This is a genomic window from Microcystis sp. M083S1 (assembly GCF_020246405.1).
Classification (GTDB): Bacteria; Cyanobacteriota; Cyanobacteriia; order Cyanobacteriales; family Microcystaceae; genus Microcystis; species Microcystis aeruginosa_C.
Genome location: NZ_JADBTB010000224.1, coordinates 1 through 23,552, shown reverse-complemented (window position 1 = coordinate 23,552; position 23,552 = coordinate 1). Strand labels below are relative to the sequence as shown.

At 43.3% G+C, this 23,552-nt stretch carries 18 protein-coding genes and 1 pseudogene; 7 read left to right on the top strand and 12 right to left on the bottom strand.

The features are described from left to right. Window positions 1–81: 81 nt before the first annotated feature. From IM450_RS20470 to IM450_RS20435, 8 genes and pseudogenes are all read right to left on the bottom strand, one after another. Window positions 82–306 carry a hypothetical protein gene (locus IM450_RS20470; RefSeq protein WP_287666047.1) on the bottom strand — a complete coding sequence of 75 codons (225 nt, stop codon included), beginning with the start codon at window positions 304–306 and terminating at the stop codon, window positions 82–84. Window positions 307–519: 213 nt separating this feature from the next. After that, window positions 520–735, bottom strand: coding sequence for a DUF2283 domain-containing protein (locus tag IM450_RS20465; protein WP_002800147.1), 216 nt, complete (start codon window positions 733–735; stop codon window positions 520–522). After that, entirely contained in the window at window positions 723–1,043 is a 321-nt protein-coding gene (locus tag IM450_RS20460; RefSeq protein WP_052276006.1) for a hypothetical protein, read from the bottom strand. The genes IM450_RS20465 and IM450_RS20460 overlap by 13 nt, the downstream gene beginning before the upstream one ends. Before the next feature lie 35 nt (window positions 1,044–1,078). After that, window positions 1,079–1,291 (bottom strand): annotated as a pseudogene (locus IM450_RS20455) (hypothetical protein); the annotation flags it as partial. Between the two features lie 79 nt (window positions 1,292–1,370). Next, window positions 1,371–1,937, bottom strand: coding sequence for a hypothetical protein (locus IM450_RS20450; RefSeq protein WP_287666042.1), 567 nt, complete (start codon window positions 1,935–1,937; stop codon window positions 1,371–1,373). After that, complete coding sequence (locus IM450_RS20445; RefSeq protein ID WP_287666039.1) at window positions 1,913–4,633, bottom strand: SUMF1/EgtB/PvdO family nonheme iron enzyme; 2,721 nt, start codon at window positions 4,631–4,633, stop codon at window positions 1,913–1,915. Before IM450_RS20445 ends, IM450_RS20450 begins: the two co-directional genes overlap by 25 nt. Window positions 4,634–4,641: 8 nt before the next feature. Next, entirely contained in the window at window positions 4,642–5,637 is a 996-nt protein-coding gene (locus IM450_RS20440) for an AAA family ATPase (protein ID WP_287666036.1), read from the bottom strand. After that, window positions 5,619–6,965, bottom strand: a complete 1,347-nt coding sequence (locus IM450_RS20435) for a hypothetical protein (protein WP_287666033.1) — start codon at window positions 6,963–6,965, stop codon at window positions 5,619–5,621. Before IM450_RS20435 ends, IM450_RS20440 begins: the two co-directional genes overlap by 19 nt. 123 nt (window positions 6,966–7,088) lie before the next feature. Between IM450_RS20435 and IM450_RS20430 the strand changes: the two genes are divergently transcribed. Then, complete coding sequence (locus IM450_RS20430) at window positions 7,089–7,277, top strand: hypothetical protein (RefSeq protein ID WP_287666030.1); 189 nt, start codon at window positions 7,089–7,091, stop codon at window positions 7,275–7,277. 117 nt (window positions 7,278–7,394) lie between these two features. On the opposite strand, the gene IM450_RS20425 is transcribed toward IM450_RS20430, so the two are convergent. Next, a complete protein-coding gene (locus tag IM450_RS20425; RefSeq protein WP_002754423.1) occupies window positions 7,395–8,579 on the bottom strand; it encodes an NAD(P)H-quinone oxidoreductase subunit H in 1,185 nt (394 codons plus the stop codon). A 490-nt stretch (window positions 8,580–9,069) separates the two neighbouring features. On the opposite strand from IM450_RS20425, the gene pruA reads away from it, so the two are divergent. Continuing rightward, entirely contained in the window at window positions 9,070–12,039 is a 2,970-nt protein-coding gene (pruA, locus tag IM450_RS20420) for an L-glutamate gamma-semialdehyde dehydrogenase (protein WP_287666026.1), read from the top strand. A gap of 317 nt (window positions 12,040–12,356) precedes the next feature. Further along, window positions 12,357–13,991, top strand: a complete 1,635-nt coding sequence (locus IM450_RS20415) for an alpha-D-glucose phosphate-specific phosphoglucomutase (RefSeq protein ID WP_002800133.1) — start codon at window positions 12,357–12,359, stop codon at window positions 13,989–13,991. A 286-nt stretch (window positions 13,992–14,277) separates the two neighbouring features. Here the strand turns inward: IM450_RS20415 and IM450_RS20410 are convergent, their stop codons facing one another. From IM450_RS20410 to IM450_RS20400, 3 genes are read right to left on the bottom strand one after another with little or no spacing between them, the layout of a single operon-like run. Then, window positions 14,278–14,688, bottom strand: a complete 411-nt coding sequence (locus IM450_RS20410) for a TerB family tellurite resistance protein (protein WP_287666022.1) — start codon at window positions 14,686–14,688, stop codon at window positions 14,278–14,280. A gap of 1 nt (window position 14,689) precedes the next feature. Next, window positions 14,690–16,030: a 16S rRNA (cytosine(967)-C(5))-methyltransferase gene (locus tag IM450_RS20405; RefSeq protein ID WP_149989776.1), complete on the bottom strand. Its 1,341-nt coding sequence runs from the start codon at window positions 16,028–16,030 to the stop codon at window positions 14,690–14,692. Continuing rightward, window positions 16,027–16,620: an alpha/beta hydrolase gene (locus IM450_RS20400; RefSeq protein WP_353736974.1), complete on the bottom strand. Its 594-nt coding sequence runs from the start codon at window positions 16,618–16,620 to the stop codon at window positions 16,027–16,029. The genes IM450_RS20405 and IM450_RS20400 overlap by 4 nt, the downstream gene beginning before the upstream one ends. 394 nt (window positions 16,621–17,014) lie before the next feature. On the opposite strand from IM450_RS20400, the gene IM450_RS20395 reads away from it, so the two are divergent. The 4 genes from IM450_RS20395 (at window position 17,015) to IM450_RS20380 (ending at window position 23,537) form a co-directional block, all read left to right on the top strand. Next, on the top strand, window positions 17,015–18,583 hold the full coding sequence (locus IM450_RS20395; RefSeq protein WP_287666083.1) for an NAD(P)H-hydrate dehydratase: 1,569 nt from the start codon (window positions 17,015–17,017) through the stop codon (window positions 18,581–18,583). Window positions 18,584–19,076: 493 nt separating this feature from the next. Then, a complete protein-coding gene (locus IM450_RS20390; protein ID WP_046663368.1) occupies window positions 19,077–20,882 on the top strand; it encodes an aspartate kinase in 1,806 nt (601 codons plus the stop codon). A gap of 108 nt (window positions 20,883–20,990) precedes the next feature. Then, complete coding sequence (locus tag IM450_RS20385) at window positions 20,991–21,383, top strand: hypothetical protein (RefSeq protein ID WP_043999701.1); 393 nt, start codon at window positions 20,991–20,993, stop codon at window positions 21,381–21,383. A 135-nt stretch (window positions 21,384–21,518) separates the two neighbouring features. Then, a complete protein-coding gene (locus IM450_RS20380) occupies window positions 21,519–23,537 on the top strand; it encodes a tetratricopeptide repeat protein (protein ID WP_353736973.1) in 2,019 nt (672 codons plus the stop codon). The last annotated feature ends 15 nt before the right edge of the window (window positions 23,538–23,552 follow it).

The following is a 23,552-nucleotide window of genomic DNA, read 5'->3' as shown; positions in this document are numbered from 1 at the left end:
GTCGCCGGTCGGGGAAGAGAGAGGCAAAAGGCAAGGGTTTGGAACTACACAAGGGAGGGTCTTTCTCCGTTTCCTGATGGGTTAAGCAAGAGGTAGAACCTCTAGAAATGCGTTGCAAGGGAGACCCTTTGCGTTCGCTATTGTATAAACTCTTTGAAGTCTTGGTTCAGCATTATATTTATATTGATGATATTCTTGACGAATTTCTTCTAAGGCCGATAGTCTCGTTTGGTACGATTGACTACGCCAATAGGCTGTCTCCGTTTTGGGAGCTTTTAAGTTAACTTTTTGATAAGTGATTTTCATAGAGAGATTAAGTAGGTAGGCGTTAAAAACTATCAGACACCCCCGTTATCAAGGGTAGGGTTGATTCATGAATCAACCCTACCTTATCAAGGGTAGATCCCCCCGCCTATCGGCACCCCCCTTATCAAGGGGGGCAGGGGGGATCGAACTTAAAATCCATTTTTAATTTAATTATAACCCAGCTACTTAAGTGTTATTTTTCGCCTTTATTGTTTAAAGAGGGATGGCAGTTTCTAGGGAAATTTTAAGATTCCTGTTCTCAGAAATCCTATAGTTAAGTTTTTCAAAACCAATAACTTCGCCTTTTTGATTTTTCATTAAAATAACTTCGTCGCCGGTTTCTTCGCAGAGATATTCTGAAGAGCGATCGCCAAACCACACGGTTAAGGTATTGCCCATCGGATCATAATAAACGTTTACTTCTGCCATAAAATTTCCCCTTCTTTAATTGCATCGGTGGGATAAGTGGTAATTAGGAAGCCATCACCATTGAGTTTTCGGATAATGGCACAGAGCCAACGTTTTGGTCGTTGAAGTTTATAAAAAAGATAAACATTAGGGTCACTGCGGCTACGTCGAATTTCATCAGGTTGGCTAAGGGTTTCTTGGACTAATTTTTCTTGTCCTTTCATTATAGGATGTTTTATCTGGGTGATAATTTCCCAATAGGTAACAGTGACGCAGATCGTACAATTAAGAGGGGTTAAAATCTCAAAAAATGGATCATTTTTGCTCATGTTTTGTCCTCATCGGCAAATTCTTAGTCAAGATGAAAACGGGCATCTTCGGGGGCGATAATCGTAACCGGGGAAATAGTCCCGACGGCCAATTTCGGCTGATTATAGAAACGATAACCGACCACGCTAGTCAGACAACCGACGGTAAACAGGAAGATTAAGGGTCTTCGCAGTTTACCCAGGGAGTAAGAGCGAGATTTTCGGGCAGAATCAGGAAAAACAGTGAAAGAATGCAGAAAATGATTCATAAATTCCAGCTAAATTCTATAAACTGCGCCACCATGCCCAGAGGAAAAATACCAGCAACTTGGTTTTGGGTTCCCTCTTCTATTTTAAGGACTCCCTGTACAAAAAAATTTTTTCTCGAAAGGTATCTAGATTAACTTGATGCGGGGGTTTTTCGCCTTCCGCTGCGTCCAAAACCCGTAGGGGCGCATCGCGTGCGCCCAAATAACCCAAATTCCCCCAAAACCCGTAGGGGCGCATCGCGTGCGCCCAAATAACCCAAATTCCCCCAAAAACCCGTAGGGGCGCATTGCGTGCGCCCAAATAACCCCAAAAAACCCCAAAACCCCGTAGGGGCGCATTGCGTGCGCCCAAATAACCCAAATTCCCCCAAAAACCCGTAGGGGCGCATCGCGTGCGCCCAAATAACCCCAAAAACCCGTAGGGGCGCATCGCGTGCGCCCAACCCCCCAAAAACCCGTAGGGGCGCATCGCGTGCGCCCAAATAACCCAAAAATCGCCCCAAATCCCCAAAAAACGGGTGGGCCGATAATTGCCGGTGGGACGATTATTGCCGGTGGGCGAACGCAGTTCGCCCCTACAAAATCGACCGGCCTTTGGACGGGAAAAAAAGAGAAAAAGGGTTACAGGGTCCTCCCAGCACCGCACACCACCCGAAAACCGTAGCCGAAGTAGTGGTAGTAGACGCGGCGGGCGTTGTTGTCGCGGGAAGCGGAACGGCAGTAATTCGGATCGTCGTACCAAGAACCGCCCCGCAACGGAGAACGATTATCAGCCCCATATATTATCCAGACACTGCCATCCGTTGGCGCACCCTCATAATTATCGTGCCAGGTATCGGCGCACCACTCCCAGACATTGCCGTGCATATCGTACAGTCCAAAAGCGTTTGGGGGAAACTGTCCCACGGGAGTCGTTTGTTGTCGATATTCTCCCTTCGCTTCCCCGGCGTAGGTATAGCCAGCATTGTAGTTAGCCAATTCCCCGGTAATGGTTTCCCCAAAGTAGAATGGGGTGGTGGTTCCAGCACGACAAGCATACTCCCATTCTGCCTCACTCGGTAGCCGATATTCCGGTTTTGTTTCCCTTGATAGTCGTTTACAGAATTCCCTTGCTTCATACCAGTTGACTCTTTCTACAGGTAGCTCATCCCCTATGAAGCGAGAAGGGTTTGTCTTCAGGTCGATGTCTATTTTAGCAGTTGCGGCAATCGCTCTCCACTGGCCCTGGGTAATCGGGGTTTGACTCATGTAGAAAGCGGGGACTTTGACTAGGTGTTGTGGTCTTTCCCTTTTATGTGCGTCCCAACCAAATTTTTTAACCAGTCTTTCGATTTCCTCATCTTCCGTTCCCATCCAGAATTCTCCTTGGGGAATATACATCATGCGGATATAGTTTTGAGCTTTTTTCCAGTTGCCAACTTCCGCAAGGTTTTCATCGTAAAAATAGGCTTTAACAGGTTTTCTCTCGATAACTTGGCCTGTTTTATTAACCAATACCGTTTCTGCGGTAAAAAGGTTTTCATCGCGGGTAACAATAGCGGCTACTTCGTCTATTAAACGTTTTTGTAGGGTTCCTTCGTCTTCTGGGGAAAGTTGAAGGACATTGCCAACGGGGTTTAAATCCCCTCTAGAATAGGCGGCAATCGTTTTATTAAGCAATAATAAGGGTTCATAATCGGCTAAAGCAGCCGATATATTTTCTAATAAAGCTGTCAATCTCACAAGACGCACTCGGTTATTATTTTTGATAGCTTCTGCTAGTACCTGTTTGATTTCATTGACTGCTTGACTGGGTTTTAGGTAGGCAAGAGCTAACCATTGTTGATTTTGCCAATAAACCGATTTTGAGCAATGATCACCGATTTGTTCCTGAATATAGGTTTGTAACTGATAGGCCAGAGATTTGAGTTCCTCTGGGGTTAATTTTTCTAATAGTAGTTTACGAACATCGGGAGACATTTCATAAAGTTCTCGATCTATTTTGCGGACTAAACTGGACAGTAAAATATCAGCGATCGCATACCAGGGAGCTTGATTATCTTTATCTTGATGTTGACGCAGATAATAAAGTAAATTAGGGGATAAACTAAGGGGAAATGCCGCTCTTTTCGCTAGTTCTCTGGTGTTTGGTTCGTTTTCTTCTTCAAATAATCTTAAACGGCTTTTTGCGCTAAAAAAATCTTCATCCTCATCCCAATTATCCCCTTGTTGAAACTGATTAGGATTAAATGGAAAATGACGGGGTGGGATAGCTTCTTCTTTTAGCCATGTTATCAAGTTTTCCCAGTCCTCTGTGGTTAGTTCAAACATGGAAAAATTGGGTATATCTTCAGCTAAATCAGCAATATCGATCGCAGTTGTCCCATACCATCGATGATAGGGTAAGGGGTTTAACCATGCGACTCGGCTAAATCTTCGGCTAAATCGTCGGATAAGGGTTTCTGTTGCGCTCAAGCGCTCTTCTACATAACGTTTTCTAGCGGCACCCGCATCACTAAGAATTAGACAACTGGTTACTTCCGGAGAATAGTTAGAGAGAACTTTGGTTAAAGATTGACTTTCCCAACCGTTTTCTTGTTGTAAAACCTCGTCTCTAATCAGATTATCAAAGTAAAAATGGGGAACATTTGCCCAAGTTTGCTTCATTATCCTACCAAATCCTGCAAAGGGAATCATCGAGTCAGAACAATCAATAAAAATAATAATTTCTCGGCGATAAAGTTGTTTCTTTTGGTAAATTATTTGATCAAAAAAACCTCGTTTAGCCGTTGCCATCACCGTGGCTTTTAGATCCCAAGTTTGTCGAGGACTTTCTAGGGGTAATGGACGCAGTTGCTGCCAACTTTCTTGTAACTTAGCGATGCCAATAGGATAATAATCAGGATTATCTAGGGATGTGATTTTTTTTCGCTTTTCAATAGCTGTGGCAATTTGTGGAAATGAATTCTCTGGTGCTATTTGTGTATCCCCAGAAGGGGTAATTTCTAATGAGGGAGATTCCCTATCATCCATCGGGTTTATGATTTTGCTAATCGATTCTTCTGGATGGCGAATAGGTGTTTTTTTGGCTATTTCTATATTTATTTCTGGTTGTAATTGTAGCATCTCTGTCCAGGCCTGATCAAACTTTTGTTTTTCTTTCGGGGATTTAACCCATAAAGCTTGACAAAGAAGTTTAATTTTAGGATTCTCTAAGTTGGGATTTTCTTGAATAGCAATATCAGAATCATTGGCGAGTTTTTGAATTAGGTAATTTTCCACCCGATAATATTGTTCAATAGACAGCAGAAATCCTTCTTCGTCTCTGAGTTGATAAAATAGGTCAAGTAGGGGGGATGTCATTGGCTTTTTTAACCTCTTGTTCCATAATCTTGTACATCGGTACGGCTTTTTAGTAAAACACTAGCGTGGGGTAATTTGTCCTCTTTTAATTTGGCGATAATTTCTTCAGGTTTGTACTTGAGCAACGATTTAAACCAGGCTATTAATTCACTGGTGCTAACTTTTTTTTCTCCTTCAGATTTAGTCTCGTCTTGTGATGTTCTCACTTCCAGAAAACGGTCCACTGCTTTGATGATAACCTCTTGTTCAGCGTCGGTAAACCGTTCGGTTAATATTTTTCTTAATCTTTCTTGGTTGGGTAGCTCAATATAGTGATAAATGCAACGTCTCAGAAAAGCATTGGGTAAGTTTTTTTCTTGATTACTGGTAATTATAATCAGAGGAAAAGCTTGATCATTTGCTTGAATTAATTCTCCTGTTTCTTTAATGAAAAAACGACGAGATTCAATGGCTAAAAGTAAATCATTAGGAAAATCTCGATCCGCTTTATCTATTTCATCAATTAATACTACCGATTGTTCTTGCTTATCTTTACTTTGTTCAAATGCTTTACCCAAGGCTTGTAAATCAACCCAATCTTTTGAAGTAGCTGGATTTTTTTGCTTTGAAGTAGCTGGATTTTTTTGCTCAGAAGAAGATTCTTCTATTTCTTTTTGGCTTAAAATTCCTCTAATTTGAGCAGCTTGTAAACGGCCAATATAATCATATTGATAGAGACTATCTTCCGCTTTACTTGTAGATTGAACTATCCACTCATAATATTTTATAGGATTATTTTCACGGTGATAATTAAATTCATAAACTAAGGCATGAGCTAGACGACTTTTGCCACATCCCGGTTCACCTTCTAGTAACAAAGGCATTCCCAATTCAATAGCCAAGTTAACAACTTCTATTAACTCATCACCTGCGTCATAGGGATAAATTTTCTGTTGAATCGGTTCATAATAAAGATCCGATTTGGGTTGAATTTTTCCCCTGTAGGTTAAGGATAGTTTAGCCATCTATTTTCCCTCGATAATTGTCCTTGAAATTGTTGATAAAAAGCTTTCAGTGTGTCTTCTATGTTGCCGTGCTTGCTATTTTCCCATAATTGCTGCAAGGTAGATTTAAATAAGTCTGTGGTTTCATCCTGTAAGTCACAACCTAACTGAAGTTGTTGAGCAAAAGTAGGAATAATTTCCTGAAAAGACCGTTGTTCAAAGCAAGAGTCAATCTGTAAGCGGTGAATAGAACTTAATTTTGATAATTTGTCCTCATCTCTCCAATCATTACTTTTTCCATAATCTAACCAAATCATTAATAAAAAGCCCGGAATGGGACTATTTTGTATTTTACTAGCTTTTTTGGTTAAATTTTGCCAAAACGAATCAATGTCTTTTAAACGGGAGAAGTCTGCACAATCAATTCCTTCAAAAATCAAACAAAAATTATTAGCTTTTAAATTTTTAATTCCTCCAGAATTATTGAAAAAATGTTCATGAAGACCATAGCTATCCCATTCCTCTTGACCATCTCCTTGAAAATTAAAAACAATGGTTTTAACGGGCAAATTATTAGTGATAAAGAGTTGTTTGTGTAAACGATGTAAACACCAAAAACGATATGTATGAGGACAAGGGGGAATATAAATACTGCCTTCTCGTAAAGGTTTAGCAGCTATTGAACTGGTAAATTTTACTAGATTAGTGTAATTAAATTTTGTCAAAACACGATAAATCTTTTCATTATTTGTTCGTTGATCTTTTGGGTTTTGATGATGAATTTGACAACATTCTAAGCTTTCAAAATCTAGGCCTAATACTTCGCAATAAGCTTGAACAATATAAGACTGTTTAGAGGTTCTTTGCCCTTTTTTTCCTAGTCCATATTTTTTTTCAGTACAAAACCGCAAACTATCTCCAGATATGCCAATTACCTTTAAAATAGACGAATCTAATAAACCATTAATATCTTCTAAGGTTAAATGAATTGAATTATCATTAATATCTTCAATTCTGTACTCGCTTTTCTTCTCATTTTCAAATCCTTTAAAATCAGATTTATTTTGTAAGTACAATTTCTTACCCTTTGGTTCTAAAACCTCTTTAGTTGCTCTAGATTGTGGCTGAGATTCTGTCATCCAAGCTTTCAAGACATTTAATGGAATGGTATAACTGGAAGTTTTTGTTTGACTACGGTATTCTTCGAGAAATGCCTCAAGTAACCATCGACTTGCTTCTATTAATATTTGCTCCGAAGCACAAGAATAGTTTCCCTTATAAGCATCTTTAGCCTTACGAAGGGTTTCTACATCTTCATCCGATAATCTGATTTCGCCAGACCTTAACATAAATCTCGTCAAACGTCAACCTACGATCTGATCCACTTTTTGATCCCCTTTTGCCAGCATTTGCTTAAAGCATTTTAATCAACTTGTCCTCAAAAAACAAGCTATAGGGGGACAGGAGTAAATATGAAAAAGGAAAATTTTTGGAACAAACATAAAGCGGACATTGACGTGATTTGCCGCATCATCACCACTTTAACTGCCTTGGCTAGTTTGGGTGTTCAGGTGGGGGAGTTAAAGATTCCCGAAAGCGAGATTCTTCCCCCTATGACTGAGGTTCAATTGGAAGCGGGGAAAAAGACTCACACCCACTAAGGAAGATAAATACTAGGGATTGAAGCACATTAGCTGAAATAAAGGCCGATGTGCTTTTTTCATAAGACTAGGCCAAAACGAGGGTGAGTTAATAAGATAACCCACCCTGAAAGAGATTTAGCGATCAACTGACCCCATAATAATATCAATACTGCCTAAAATCGCCATAATATCGGCAACTTTTACCCCTTTGAGGATATGGGGCAGAATTTGAAGATTATTAAAATCGGCGGCCCGAATTTTCCAACGCCAAGGGAAAACATCATCATTACCGACGATAAAGATACCTAATTCCCCTTTACCGCTTTCCAAGCGCACATAATGTTCACCTTTAGGAATCTTAAAAGTGGGGGCGACTTTTTTGGCGATATATTGATAGTCAAAATCATTCCAAGCTGATTTTTTCCCTTCTGCCATCCGTTTTGCTTCCAGATTTTCGTAGGGACCACCGGGTAAACCTTTCAGTGCTTGCCGGATAATTTTCACCGATTCGCGCATTTCCCGAATCCGCACCAGATAACGAGCAAAACAATCGCCGGCGGTTTCCCAATGCACTTCCCAGTCAAAATCGTCGTAACACTCGTAATGGTCAACTTTTCTTAAATCCCATTTCACCCCGGAAGCGCGCAACATCGGACCGGATAAACCCCAGTTAATCGCTTCGTCTCTGGTAATGCAGCCTATCCCTTCAATACGACGGCGGAAAATCGGGTTATTAGTGATTAATTTCTCGTATTCGTCCACTTTGGGGTCAAAATAGTCACAGAAATCCTCGCACTTATCCACCCATCCGTAGGGTAAATCCACCGCCACACCACCAATACGGAAATAATTATTATTAATTAACCGCATTCCCGTGGCAGCTTCCCAGAGGTCATAAATCATCTCCCGTTCCCGGAAAATGTAGAAAAAGGGAGTTTGTGCGCCTACATCCGCCATAAAGGGGCCTAACCAGAGTAAATGGTTAGCGATGCGGTTGAGTTCCAACATAATCACCCGGATATATTGCGCTCGTTTGGGAACGGCGATATCGGCTAATTTTTCGGGAGCATTGACTGTAATCGCCTCGTTAAACATCCCTGCGGCGTAATCCCAACGACTAACGTAGGGAACGTACATGACATTGGTGCGATTTTCGGCAATTTTTTCCATGCCCCGATGAAGATAACCGATTACGGGTTCACAGTCAATCACGTCTTCCCCGTCAAGGGTGACGATTAAGCGCAAAACTCCGTGCATCGAAGGGTGATGGGGTCCCATGTTTAAAACCATGGGTTCTGTTCTCGTTTCAATTTTTGCCATAGGGCTACCGATGATCCCGAAAATCTTTTTAAAGTTATTATAGGTAAACGCTTCGACAATACACAAGGACTATCGGGTATCAGTAATCAGTAATCAGTAATCAGTAGTCAGTAGTCAGGAGATTATTTTTATTTATTCTCCCCACTTCCCCACACCCCACACCCCACACCCTACACCCCACACCCCACACCCCACACCCCACACCCTCTTTGAAGTCAGGAGATTATTTTTATTTATTCTCCCCATTTCCTAATTCATAATTCATAATTCATAATTCATAATTCCCACTCGATCGAGTACAATAGAGTGTTCAGCAAAAGCGATCAGCTATTAGCTTTGATTAGTCCTTCGGTAAGAATATAAACCAGAGAAAAGAGCCATTAAGAGCGGCAATCAGCTGAAAAAGCTCAAAAACTGAATTTTAGGCTGAAGGCTGACGGTAGCTTGCTGAAAGCTGAATCCCGTTGATAATTTTTTTACTTGAATCGCCGTGGTTATCCAAATCGAATCAACTCAAAACTACGAAACCAAAACCCAAGAGATCGCTAGACAACTTTTAGCCGAAACTCGCGAAAAAAAAGGTCTTTGGTCTGCTTTACAGGATCAAATGCGTTGGGATGATAAATTACTCGATTGGGCAATGTCTAACCCCAATTTACGAGTACAATTATTCCGTTTTATTGACTGTTTACCCGCTTTACGCAGTAATGCCGAGATCGCTAATCATCTCCAACAATACCTCGGTGATGCTTCCGTAGAACTGCCCAGTGCGCTGAAAAGTATCCTCAACTTTAGTGATCCTAACTCCCTACCGGCTCAAACGGCCGCCAGTCTGATCAGTAAATCCGTAGAAACCTTAGCTCGTAAGTATATCGCCGGGGAAGACCTAGAGCAAATTACTCGCACTGTCACCCGTCTGCGCAAGGAAAAAATGGCTTTTACCATAGATCTCCTCGGTGAAGCGGTAATTACTGAAGCGGAAACCCAAGTTTATCTACAAAGTTATCTGGATTTAATGACCCATTTGGCTCAAGAAGCGACCAAATGGAATAAAGTTAGCCAAATTGATGAAGCAGATGGCGAGTTACTACCACAAGTGCAGGTTTCTGTCAAGCTAACTGCCTTTTATTCTCAGTTTGATCCCATGGATCCCATTGGCAGTAAGGAGAAAGTTTGCGATCGCATTCGCCTACTATTGCGACGCGCTCAGGAGTTAGGGGTGGCAGTCCATTTTGATATGGAACAGTACGTTTATAAAAACCTCACCCTGGCTATCCTGAAAGAATTACTCCTAGAAGAAGAATTTCGCAGTCGTACCGATATTGGCATCACCCTACAGGCATATTTAAGAGATTCTGCCCAAGATTTACAAGATTTAATTAATTGGGCCAAAAAGCGCGGTTATCCCCTGACTATCCGGCTAGTCAAAGGCGCTTACTGGGATCAGGAAACGATTAAATCTAGGCAAAATCATTGGCCACAGCCGGTATATAACGAAAAATCGGCCACCGATGCCAATTATGAGCGGATGACGCGGTTATTATTGGAAAATCATCAATATTTATACGCCGCCATCGGTAGTCATAACGTGCGATCGCAAGCTTTGGCCTGTGCGATCGCAGAAAGTTTAGAAATTCCCCGTCGTCGCTTTGAAATGCAGGTATTGTACGGCATGGGCGACCAATTAGCCAAAGCGTTAGTGAAGCGGGGTCATCGGGTGCGGGTTTATTCCCCCTACGGACAACTCTTACCCGGTATGGCCTACCTAATCCGCCGTTTATTAGAAAATACCGCTAATAGTTCCTTCCTAAGGCAAAATTTGGAGGATCGTCCCGTGGAAGATTTAATCGCAGCCCCCCGGGTTTTAGGCAAGGATAACCCGATTATCGCCGGTTTTCCTAATGCCCCCGATACAGATTATGCTAACGAGCAATTACGAAATAAAGCGAGTCAAGCCCTTACTTTTGTCAAAAATTCCCTCGGTAAAACCTATTTACCCCTAATTAACGGCGAATACGTCGCCACCAATGTTCAAATTAATTCCGTTAATCCCTGTAACCCACAGGAAATAGTGGGGAAAGTAGGCTTAATTGAGGTGGAACAGGCAGAAAAAGCGATCATAGCGGCGAAACAGGCTTTTCCCGCTTGGAAACGCACTCCAGTGGCAAAAAGAGCCGAAATACTGCGAAAAGCGGCGGATTTGATGGAAGCGCGACGACACGAGTTATCGGCCTGGATTTGTTTGGAAGTGGGCAAAGTTATCCAACAGGCGGATCCGGAAGTGTCAGAAGCGATCGATTTTTGCCGTTATTACGCCTCCGAGATGGAAAGACTGGATTTAGGGCATAATTTCGACGTAGCAGGTGAGAATAATCGTTATTCCTACCAACCCCGGGGTATTGCTTTAGTGATTTCTCCCTGGAATTTCCCCCTAGCCATTGCGGTGGGGATGACAGTAGCGGCTTTAGTAGCAGGTAACTGTACGCTATTGAAACCCGCCGAGACTTCCTCGGTGATTACGGCGAAATTTGCCGAGATTCTCCTAGAAGCGGGTATTCCTGCCGGAGTCTTCCAATATATCCCGGGTAAAGGTTCCCAGGTGGGGGCGCATCTAGTCAGCCATCCCGATGTTCACCTAATCGCCTTCACCGGTTCACGAGAAGTGGGCTGTCGCATCTATACAGATGCCTCTATCGTGCAAAAGGGTCAAAAACACCTAAAACGAGTTATCGCCGAAATGGGCGGCAAAAATGCCCTAATTGTCGATGAGAGTGCCGATTTAGATCAGGCCGTTGTCGGTGCGGTTAAGTCCGCTTTTGGCTACACCGGCCAGAAATGTTCGGCCTGTTCGCGGATAATCGTTCTGGAAAGCGTCTATGATAGCTTTGTTGATCGCTTTGTCGAGGCTACCAAGTCCCTCAATATCGGGCCGACGGATTTACCGAGTACGGAAGTAGGACCGGTTATCGACGAGAAAGCTCAAGCAAGAATTCGGGAATATATCGAAACTGGTAAAAAAGAGGCAGAATTGGCTCTAGAAATGCCGATTCCAGAAGTGGGTTACTTCGTCAGTCCCACCGTCTTTAAGAATGTTCCCCCCGATGCGGTAATAGCGATGGAGGAAATTTTTGGTCCGGTGGTGGCGATTATCAAAGTGAGCAATTTTGAGCAAGCTTTAGCCGTAGCTAACGGAACCGACTATGCTCTAACCGGTGGCTTATATTCTCGCACTCCTGCCCATATTAACCGAGCTACGCAGGAATTTGAAGTGGGAAACCTCTATATTAACCGGGGAATCACCGGTGCGATTGTCTCCCGTCAACCCTTCGGGGGTTTCAAGATGTCGGGGGTAGGTTCCAAAGCAGGGGGGCCCGATTATCTGCTGCAATTCCTCGAACCTCGTCACATCAGCGAGAATATTCAACGTCAGGGATTTGCACCGATTGAAGGGGCCGATTAAGCGATATAGCTAAAATTGGTTATTATTGGGGGTTTATACCCCCAAACCTGGTTAATTTATCGGCTAAGACCCATCTTAACCCCCTATCCTTAGATTAGCTCTCTTATTCTTTGTGTGATCTCGCGTAGCGAGCGCGTTGCGACCAGTTTAAATTATATAGGAGCGATCGATCTCTGTGTCCTTTGTGTCTGGAGTGGTTCCTTCCACTCACTCACCAAACCCAATAGAACCGTTGTCTTTCTTACCCGATTTCTTGGCTGTCAACCTACTGCTATATACTTAAGTTTACAATTGCGTCAGCCCATCGAGAAAAGACTATGACGATTGAAACCGTTGCCACAAAACCCTTTAGTGACCAGAAACCGGGGACTTCTGGATTGCGAAAATCCGTTCCCGTTTTTCAACAACCCCATTATCTGGAAAATTTTATTCAAGCTATCTTCAATACTTTAGACGGTATCGAGGGTCAAACCCTAGTCGTCGGTGGAGATGGTCGTTATTATAACCGTCAAGCTATTCAAACTATCCTGAAAATCGCCGCCGCTAACGGTATCGGTAGAATCCTCGTGGGAACCGATGGTATTGTCTCCACTCCCGCTATTTCTGGGTTAATTCGCGAAAATAACGCTTTTGGCGGTATTGTTCTCTCCGCTAGTCATAACCCCGGCGGTCCAGAGGGGGATTTTGGCATTAAGTACAATATTACTAACGGCGGACCGGCACCGGAAAATATCACCGATGCAATTTATGCTGAGACGAAGGTGATTAGCAGTTATAAAATCCTCTTAGGGGCCGATATTAATCTTGATCGCCCCGGTTCCTTTAAACTGGGAACTATGGATGTGGAAGTGATCGATGCGGTTACTCCCTACGTCAAAATGATGGAAAAGATTTTTGATTTCGATCGCATTCAGGCCCTACTCACTTCTGGTAAGTTTAAAATGTGCATGGATTCTCTCCATGCGGTAACCGGTCCCTACGCTTATGCTCTATTTGAACAGCGTTTAGGTGCACCCAAGGGTACAGTGTTAAATGGTATTCCCCTAGAGGATTTTGGTGGTGGTCATCCCGATCCTAACCTAGTCTATGCCCATGATCTGGTAGAAATTCTCTTCGGTCAAGAGGCCCCGGATTTTGGGGCTGCTTCCGATGGAGATGGCGATCGCAATATGATCCTCGGTCAGAATTTTTTTGTCACCCCCAGTGATAGTTTAGCTGTACTAACTGCCAATGCTCATCTAGTACCGGGCTATCAAAATGGTATCACGGGAGTGGCGCGATCGATGCCCACCAGTGCGGCGGCCGATCGCGTAGCGGCTAAACTGGGAATTGACTGTTATGAAACTCCCACCGGTTGGAAATTCTTCGGTAATTTGTTAGATGCGGGGAAAGCAACCCTTTGCGGTGAGGAAAGTTTCGGCACGGGTTCCAATCATATTCGCGAAAAAGATGGTTTATGGGCGGTTCTTTTCTGGTTAAATATTTTGGCAGTTAAAGGGGAATCTGTAGAGGAAATTGTCCGCAGTCATTGGCAAGAATTTGGCCGCAATTTCTATTCTCGTCATGATTATGAAGAAGTCGCCTTAGAACCGGCAAAAGAGATGATGGCACGTCTCCAGAAGCTGGTTTTAGACCTTAAGGGTAAACAATTTGGTAACTATGAAGTGGAATATGCCGATGATTTTAGCTATACGGATCCGGTGGATGGTAGTATCAGTAAAAATCAAGGCATTCGCATTGGTTTTACCGATGGTTCTCGGATTATTTATCGTCTATCGGGTACGGGAACTAAAGGAGCAACTCTCCGGGTTTATCTAGAAAGTTATGAACCGGACGCAAGTAAACACGATATCGACACCCAAAAGGCCCTACAACCCTTAATTGATTTAGCCGAAAAAATCGGTCAAATTCGTCAATCTACTGGACGGGAACAACCCACAGTTATTACCTAAAATCTAGGGATCAGCTATCAGTTTTTATCGGGGAATTTTTTGACCTGCTCATCACTGATAGCCCCTCCTTAATTAGGGTTTGCTGAATAAATCTAAAAACCTTGTGTATAAGACTTTTAGACTTTTTGGTTTCCAAAAAGTACCAGATATGGGAGTGATCGGGGGGAAAATTCAGGTACTTTTTCCCTGAAAATTGGGTAATTGAACCCCTCAAAATCAGTAAAACCCTACACCCTACACCCTACACCCTACACCCTGCCCCCAGGAAAAACTTTTTCAGCAGACCCTAATTACTTTCAGTAATTGCCCTGTGGTACAATTTCTGAATTCCCGTCACTAATTTATCTAAAATAGATCGATGGCTATCGTGAGTCGGATCAAGACTCTGCACTTTGGTTAATAATTTCGCTTCCTGTATATCCACGTCGTCATCGCTATAGATTAAAGTGCTAATCGATGTTATTAGATCTTGATAGGTTTCCGGACTAGGATTATCGCCTAAATAAGACTCTAACCATCGATAACATTCACTGGTTTTAATCGGTTTTAGTTCCGATAATAGTGGTTTAATCTCCGGATCATCATCAAGTTTTTCCCTCACAGCTACCTGTCGTAAATAATTTCTTTCTGATGGTTGAATGACACCATCAATCCAGGCAACACCGATGAGAATTTTCAGTAATTGTTTATTTTTCATCTCACACTTCCTTGACTAACTTAGCCATAAAAAAACCGTCTTGATTATGCCGATGGGGTAACACTTCGATCGCTCCCGTTTCTGTATAGTATTCTGAGAAAGATGAATTAGAGTCAGGAGGGGCCATTTTCCAATCGGGATGAGCGGCTAAAAACTGCTCGATCACTCTTTCATTTTCTAACGGATTTAAGGTACAGGTGGCATAAACTAAGATTCCCTTCGGTTTTACCCAAGTGGCAGCCGAGGCTAAAAGTTCCCCCTGTCGTTTGGCTAGTACAGGTAAATTTTCGGGTGTTTGTCGCCAACGTATATCAGGACGCTTGTGCAGGGTTCCCAATCCTGAACAGGGAGCATCGATTAGTACACGATCGGCGATGCCGCACCACTGGGGACGATCGCGACTATCTCCTAGATGTATTTCGATCGCTTTTAAGTCTAATCTTTTAATATTGGCTTCTAACTGTCGTAAACGGGATGCCGTTTGATCACAGGCCAATATTCTACCCCGATCGCCCATTAATTCGGCAATATGAGTGGTTTTTCCCCCCGGTGCCGCGCAAGCGTCGATAATTGTCTCTCCGGGCTGGGGATCGAGGAGATAAGTGACTAATTGGGCGCTAATATCCTGTAGAGTGTAATTTCCAGCTCGAAATCCCTCTAAACGCTCAATATTGCCTAAACCAGAGGTTAAACGGCAAGCTAGAGGTAATTTAAGATGATTAAAAGTTATATTGGCTGATTCTAACTCATTTTCTAGGGCTTCTCGGCTAGTTTTCAGGGGATTAATCCGAATATCGAGGTCAGGAGATCGATTAAACCATTGACAAAGTTGTTCCGTTTCCGTAACACTAAAGCGATCTAACCACAATTGCACCAACCAATCGGGGAAACTGTGGAGAATACCCAATCTAGAAGCGGTATTTTCTGGCAAAATTAAAGGATCATCGCCATTAGCAGTTAAACGGAGATATTGCCGCAGCATTCCGTTAACCACCGCCGCTAATTTGCCTAAATGACTGATTTTAGTTAATTCTACCGCCGTATTCACCGCCGCTGATGGGGGAATCTGGGAGAGATAACGCAGTTGATAAAGACCAATATGGAGAATTCGCCGTAAATCCGGGGGTTGCTGGGCCGCAGTTTTTTTCCCCAAGCGATCGAGCAGCGCATCCAAAGTTCTTTGGCGGCGTATTATACCATAAACAATCTCCGTTGTCAAGGCTTTGTCAAGACAATTTAAGGAACTAGCGGACAAATGGCGATCAAGAGCGCGATCGGGATAGGCGGAAGAGCGATCGATATCGCGTAAAATCAGCAAAGCCAGCTGACGAGCATTATTCATGCAGTTTCCAGACGATTGCGGAGGAATTGGCGTAAAATAGTCAGCGCCGGAATCGGGATTTCGTGACCCATATTTAACTCGTGATATTCGACGTTAACCCCCAAACCAAGCAGTAAATCTCTGGCCTGACGAGCAGCAGCGATAGGAACGACGGGATCCTGCTTACCATGAACAATTAAGACATTTTGTGGACCTTGGGGATGGGGTTCACCGTGCAGATAACCACTCAGGGAACCCAATCCCGCCAAGGGTAAGGATAAACCCACATCCAGCGTCATCGCTCCCCCTTGGGAAAAACCGGTCAAAAAAGTCCGCTCTAGGGGAATACCGGTAGTTGCTTCTAGGGAAATAATCCAATCCTGCAACTGTTGACGACTAGCGGCTAAACCTTGATAATCGGAGGTTTCTAACGCATACCAGGCACGTCCCCCCGGCACTTGGGGATGATCAAAGGGAGCATTAGGAAACAAAAATTGACAATCAGCCAGATCCAGCATCGATGCTAGGGGGGCCAGATCCATGGCATCCGCACCCCAACCGTGCAGCATGATCACTAGATAGCGAGCGGGATTTTCTGGGGAAGGGGGAATGACAATCGGGTTAAAAGACAGGGTTTTTTCCTCGCAATTCTCTTTTTTATCTATTCTATAGCGGTTTTCCCCGGGGTGAGATGGCTGTGGGGGAGTCTTTTCAGTGATCAGCTTCAAATAATATCTGTAGGGGCGAATTGCATTCGCCCTCTTGGAATAACTTCTGCTTCTGGGAGAAGGTTTGGGGGTGAGGACATTGTGGGCGCACGCAGTGCGCCCCTACCATTGGCGCAATGATATTATTGTAGGGGCGAATCACCGTCAAGCTAAAACTAGACAGAATGATCTGGCTATTATCACCCAACCCAGCCTTGAGCCGGTGAAAATTGGGGCTAATTGGCAATTTTCGGCAAAAAAGTTATCTACACCTGTTAACAGGCAATTTATCCCCCGAATGAGCTACAATTATCGGTCAAACGTGGTTAATAGTGAGCAGATGCGTCGCATTGAAGGGGCGATTTTTGCCTCTGGTATGCCTGTGGCCGCTTTGATGGAAAAGGCAGCCCTGTTAACGGCACAACAGCTTAAAAAGTCCTATTCTTTGGCTAATTTCCCCAAAATTGGCGTTATCGTCGGCCCCGGCCACAATGGCGGCGACGCTCTCGTGATTGCTAGAGAATTACATCTCGCCGGTTATCAAGTATCTCTTTTTTGTCCGATCGCCAAACTCAAGGATTTAACAGCACAACAGGCTAATTATGTCAAGCATTTAGGCTTAATTTTTCAGAAAACTTTAGAATGTTTGCGGGATTGTCAGTTAATTATCGATGGTCTTTTCGGTTTTGGTTTAGAAAGGACTTTATCGGGAGAGATTGCCGAATTAGTCGATAAAATTAATAGTTGGCAAAAACCGGTAATTAGTATCGATATTGCTTCGGGAATTCACACCGACACCGGAGAGGTTTTAGGCACGGCAATTAAAGCCACTCATACCTTTTGTTTGGGACTCTGGAAGCGAGCTTTTTTCCAAGATTTGGCCTTACCCTATCTGGGTAAAGTGGAGTTAATTGATATCGGAATTAGTCCCCTTGACCTAGAAACAATTTTACAAGATTCACCGCCAATTCTGAGAGTTAATCCCGCTCTAATTCGCCCTTATTTACCCTTACCCCGTCCTCTCCTTACCCATAAATATCAGCAGGGACATTTATTAATTATCTGTGGTTCTCGTCGTTATGCAGGGGGGGCAATTCTTGCCGGATTAGGAGCGCGAGGTAGTGGTGTAGGAATGCTTTCTATTGCTGTTCCTGCTGCCCTCAAATCTTTATTAATTAGTCATTTACCAGAAGCATTAATTATCGATTGTCCCGAAACTGCCACGGGAGCTATTGCCGAACTTCCCCTCGAATTAAATAATTATCATGTCCTCGCCTGTGGTCCTGGATTAACCACAGAAAATCCTGCTATTATCGAACAGGTTTTAGACAGTGATAAGGCGATTATACTCGATGCCGATGCTTTAAATATTTTGGCTCAATTGGGTATAGAAAAATTATCATCTCGCCAGAATAAGACAATTTTAACGCCTCATTGGGGAGAATTTAAACGCTTATTTCCTAACTTATCAGGTTCTCAAGATAGGATTAATATCACTCAAGAAGCATCTCAACAAAGTGGTGCAATTGTCTTATTAAAAGGAGCCAGAACTATAATCGCCTCCCCGGAAGGTAAAATGTATATAATCCCCGAAAGTACCTCCGCTTTAGCGCGAGGTGGTAGTGGTGATGTTTTAACGGGATTAATCGGCGGATTCTTAACCCAAATGCCCGATAATGCCCCAGAAGCAACCGCATTAGCGGCTTATTTACACGCTCAAGCTGGCATTTTAGCAGCCAAAGAAAGGACAGAATTAGGAGTAGATGGAGTAACTTTAGCTAATTATTTATTTGCCGCCCTTAAAGATTTGATCCCCCCTGCCCCCCTTGATAAGGGGGGTGCCGATAGGCGGGGGGATCAGAATTGATAATTTTTACTGTATCTAAATAGCTGGTTATAATTAAATTAAAAATGGATTTTAGATTCGATCCCCCCTGCCCCCCTTGATAAGGGGGGTGCCGATAGGCGGGGGGATCAGAATTGATAATTATTACTGTATCTAACATTCAAATATCTTTCATAATACCCACCTAAGAAACGCAGAAATAAGTAGCGTTCTATCTTTGTGTCCTCTGTGTCTTTGTGGTTCGTTCCATTCACTCGCCAGCAGGACTATATCTTAGAATACATAATACCCACCAAACCTAAGAGAGCCAAAATATTATTAATAGCATAAATGTACTGTATTTAAACTGCCTATTGACATTTTAGTACAAATGCTCGGACTGCCTCCTTAAAGATTAATTCAGATAGTCGGCATTTGATAAAACATAAGGAATGTTAACCAAAACCACTTATCGTTAGGAATTTTGATAAGTTGGAGATTGAACAAAGATAGAAAGTCTCTAGCGCTGACAACTATGGCTGTAATTGTCCAAAAATACGGTGGTACATCGGTAGGTTCCGTGGAACGCATTCAATCGGTAGCTCAACGGGTCAAAAATACGGTAATAGCAGGAAACACCGTGGTGGTGGTCGTTTCTGCCATGGGTAAAACCACCGATGGATTGGTCAATTTAGCCAAACAGATCGCCGCTGAACCCTCGCGCCGGGAGATGGATATGTTATTATCCACGGGGGAACAGGTAACAATCGCCTTGATGAGTATGGCCCTAGAGGAAATCGGACAACCGGCCATCTCCCTAACCGGCGCTCAAGTGGGAATTGTCACGGAATCCGAACATAGTCGGGCCCGTATTTTAGAAATTAAAACCGATCGCCTTTCCCGACATCTATCGGAGGGTAAAGTAGTTGTTGTCGCCGGTTTTCAAGGTGTCAGCGATAGTGATCAACTAGAGATTACCACCCTAGGACGCGGTGGGTCCGATACCTCGGCCGTGGCCCTAGCAGCCGCCTTAAAAGCCGATTTTTGCGAAATTTACACCGATGTACCCGGTATTCTCACCACTGACCCCCGTTTAGTCCCCGAAGCGCGTCTTTTAGACCAAATCACCTGCGATGAGATGCTCGAATTAGCCAGTTTAGGGGCGAAAGTTCTCCACCCGCGAGCGGTGGAAATCGCTAAAAATTTCGGGGTTCCCCTGGTTGTCCGCTCCAGTTGGACAGAGGATCCGGGTACTTGGGTGACATCCCCGGCACCGAAACCGCGCACCCTGCAAGGATTGGAATTGACAAAAGCAGTGGATGCGGTGGAATTTGACGGTAATCAGGCGAAAATCTCCCTTTTACGGGTTCCTGACCGTCCCGGTATCGCTGCCCGTTTATTCGGGGAAATCGCTCATCAACAGGTGGACGTGGATTTAATTATTCAATCGATTCACGAGGGGGACAGCAACGATATCGCCTTTACGGTGATGGGAAATGCCTTAAAAAAAGCCCAATCCGTGGCCGAAGCGATCGCGCCGGTTTTACGTTCCCATCCCACTAATACAGAGGAAGCGGAAGTGATCATCGAATCTGGGGCCGCTAAAATCGCCATTACCGGCGCTGGTATGATCGGCCGGCCTGGAATTGCTGCCCAAATATTTAGCACTTTGGCCGCAGCGGCAATTAATATCGAAATGATCTCCACTTCTGAAGTAAAAGTCAGTTGTGTCATCGATGAAGCGGACGGAGAAAAAGCAATTAAAGTCCTTTGTGATGCTTTTCAAGTGGAGTATTCTGCTAAAGTTGCTAATCGCGAAATCCCTAAAAATTTAGTCCCAGTCAGGGGAGTGGCCCTAGATAATAATCAGGCACAAATGGCCATTCGTAACGTCCCCGATCGCCCCGGGATGGCGGCGAGAATTTTCTCGGTTTTAGCGGCAAAAAATGTCAGTGTTGATATGATTATTCAATCCCAACGCTGCCGCATTGTCGATGGTATTCCCCGACGGGATATCGCTTTTACTTTACCCCAAGCTGATGCTAATTTAGCCCAAAAAATCCTCTTAGAACTATCGGAAAGTTTGGGTTTACAGGAAGTGGTGGTTAATAATGATGTAGCCAAAGTGAGCATTGTTGGTTCGGGAATGGAAGGACAACCGGGGGTAGCAGCACGCTTTTTTGAAGCTTTAGCAAAGGAGAAAATTAATATTTTGATGATTGCTACTTCTGATATAAAAATCAGTTGTGTGGTGAATCAGGAAGATGGAGTCAGGGCCCTACAAGTGGTTCATGCCGCTTTTGGATTAGCCGGACAGGGTAAAATTGAAGTACCCGCCTAAATGAAATTACAAGTTCTATGATGGGGGTAAGAGTTGTTTATATTGCTGGCAACTTATACCCCCAAAAACCAGATAAATAAGTTAACCCTCATCACCCCGATTTTATCTATGGAACCGATAACAGTGGCGACAATTGTTGCTTTGGTATTTCAGACTACTGTAGAAAAATTTACCGAAGCTGCTCTAGAAAAAATTAATACTTTGCGGCAAATCATCTGGAATAAACTTAAAGCTAATCCTAATGCTGAAAAAGCTTTACAAGCTGCTGAAAAAGGGTCAAAAACTGATCTAGAAAAAGTAGCAGATTATTTAAAGGTTGCCATGAATGATGAAGCAGATTTTGCCGAAAAAGTCAAGGGTTTAGCAACAGAAATTCAATCCTTGAAAATTCAGGATAGTAGTAGTATGAACCAGGCTAATTCTGGAGGTCAAAATTTACAGAATCAGGGTCAGGTTAGTGAAGTTTATCAAGCAGCAACTATAAACATTAATAAAACCTGACTGCAGCCGCCTGTTCAGGAACAGGTTAAACAACATCCTCACAATTTATCTAATAGTAATATCCCTAAGTTTGTTGGTAGGGATCAGGAATTAATTGACTTAAAAACTCAATTACAACAATCCCAAAAGCTTGCTATATCTACCTTAACGGGAATGGGAGGCATAGGTAAAACCGAACTAGCCAGACAGTTTGGCTGGCAACAATGGCGGGAAAAAACCTATCCGGGGGGGATATGTTGGTTAAATGTGGCAGAGAGTGACGGCGGTTTTATCGGTACTTCTATTTTAGATTTTGCGCGGGTACATCTCAAATTAACTTTACCGGATGAGGGAGAATTAGACGTAAAAATTCGTTATTGTTGGCAAAACTGGTTAGCGGGAAATGTCCTAATTATTTTTGATGATGTACGGGATTATCAGCAAATTAGGGATTATTTACCACCGCAAGAAGACAAACGCTTTCAGGTTTTAATTACCACTCGCAAGGAATATTTATCAGCGACAATTGCGACTTTTCGAGTAGAAGTATTAAAAGAAAAAGATGCACTTGATTTATTGCGTTCCTACCTTGAAGACAACAGAATTGACACACAAATCGAGGCAGCTAAATTATTATGTCAGGATTTAGGTTATTTACCCTTGGCGTTAGAATTGGTGGCAAGGTTACTGGTACGACGACAGGATTGGAAAATCAGCAAAATACGGCAGAAATTAGCCGAAAACGGCTTAGATGAGCCAATTTTAGCCAAAAATCCCAAGTTTCATGGGGAAATGACTGCGGAAAGAGGGTTAAAAGCTGCCTTTAATCTCAGTTGGGAGGAGTTGCATAGCGAACCAGAAGCGCAAATTTTGGCACTTTACCTCAGTTTATTCGCTCTTGCGCCCTTTCCCAAGGGGATGATTCTGGATTTATTTCCCGATGAAGATGGGGATACAGTGGAGGAATGGTTAACCGATAGTTTAGTTCACCTGAGTTTAGTTCAGGATAATCGTGATGGTTGGTATGAAATTCATCCCCTGTTGCGTCGCTACTTTCGGGATAAGTTAGAAGCATCACCCCACGCAGAACCAGCAAAACGCCGTTATTGTGGGATTATGGCCAAAAAATCGGCAGAAATGCCAGAGAATCTCACTGTAGAAATCGTTGAAGAATTTAAACCTTTCCTTCTCCATCTACAAGCATCTGTCGGGGAATATCCCCAATATATCGCTGATGAGGATTTATTTTGGTCCTATACGGGTTTAGCTCGGTATTATGAAGGACAAGGATTGTATGCTATTGCTGAACCTTACTGTCAAGCTTGTTTAACCGCAACTCGAACCCACTTAGGAGACAATCATCCCGATGTGGCAGCTTCCCTCAACAATTTAGCAGCATTGTACCGTTCCCAAGGCAGGTACACAGAAGCGGAACCTCTCTATCTAGAAGCATTAGATTTGTATAAACGACTCTTAGGAGACAATCATCCCGATGTGGCAACTTCCCTCAACAATTTAGCACTATTGTACGATTCCCAAGGCAGGTACACAGAAGCGGAACCTCTCTATCTAGAAGCTTTAGATTTGACAAAACGACTCTTAGGAGACAATCATCCCCATGTGGCAAGTTCCCTCAACAATTTAGCACTATTGTACCAATCCCAAGGCAGGTACACAGAAGCAGAACCTCTCTATCTAGAAGCATTAGATTTGTATAAACGACTCTTAGGAGACAATCATCCCCTTGTGGCAACTTCCCTCAACAATTTAGCAGCATTGTACGATTCCCAAGGCAGGTACAAAGAAGCGGAACCTCTCCTTCTAGAAGCTTTAGATTTGAGAAAACGACTCTTAGGAGACAATCATCCCGATGTGGCACTTTCCCTCAACAATTTAGCATACTTGTACGATTCCCAAGGCAGGTACACAGAAGCGGAACCTCTCTATCTAGAAGCATTAGATTTGAGAAAACAACTCTTAGGAGACAATCATCCCGATGTGGCAACTTCCCTCAACAATTTAGCAGGATTGTACTATTCCCAAGGCAGGTACACAGAAGCAGAACCTCTTTATTCTGAAGCATTACAAATTTGTGAACAATCATTAGGAATAGCGCATCCAACAACAATGACGGTTCGAGGAAATTATGCTATCTGCCTTCGTCGTGGGAGATAGCGTCTTAACTGTGAT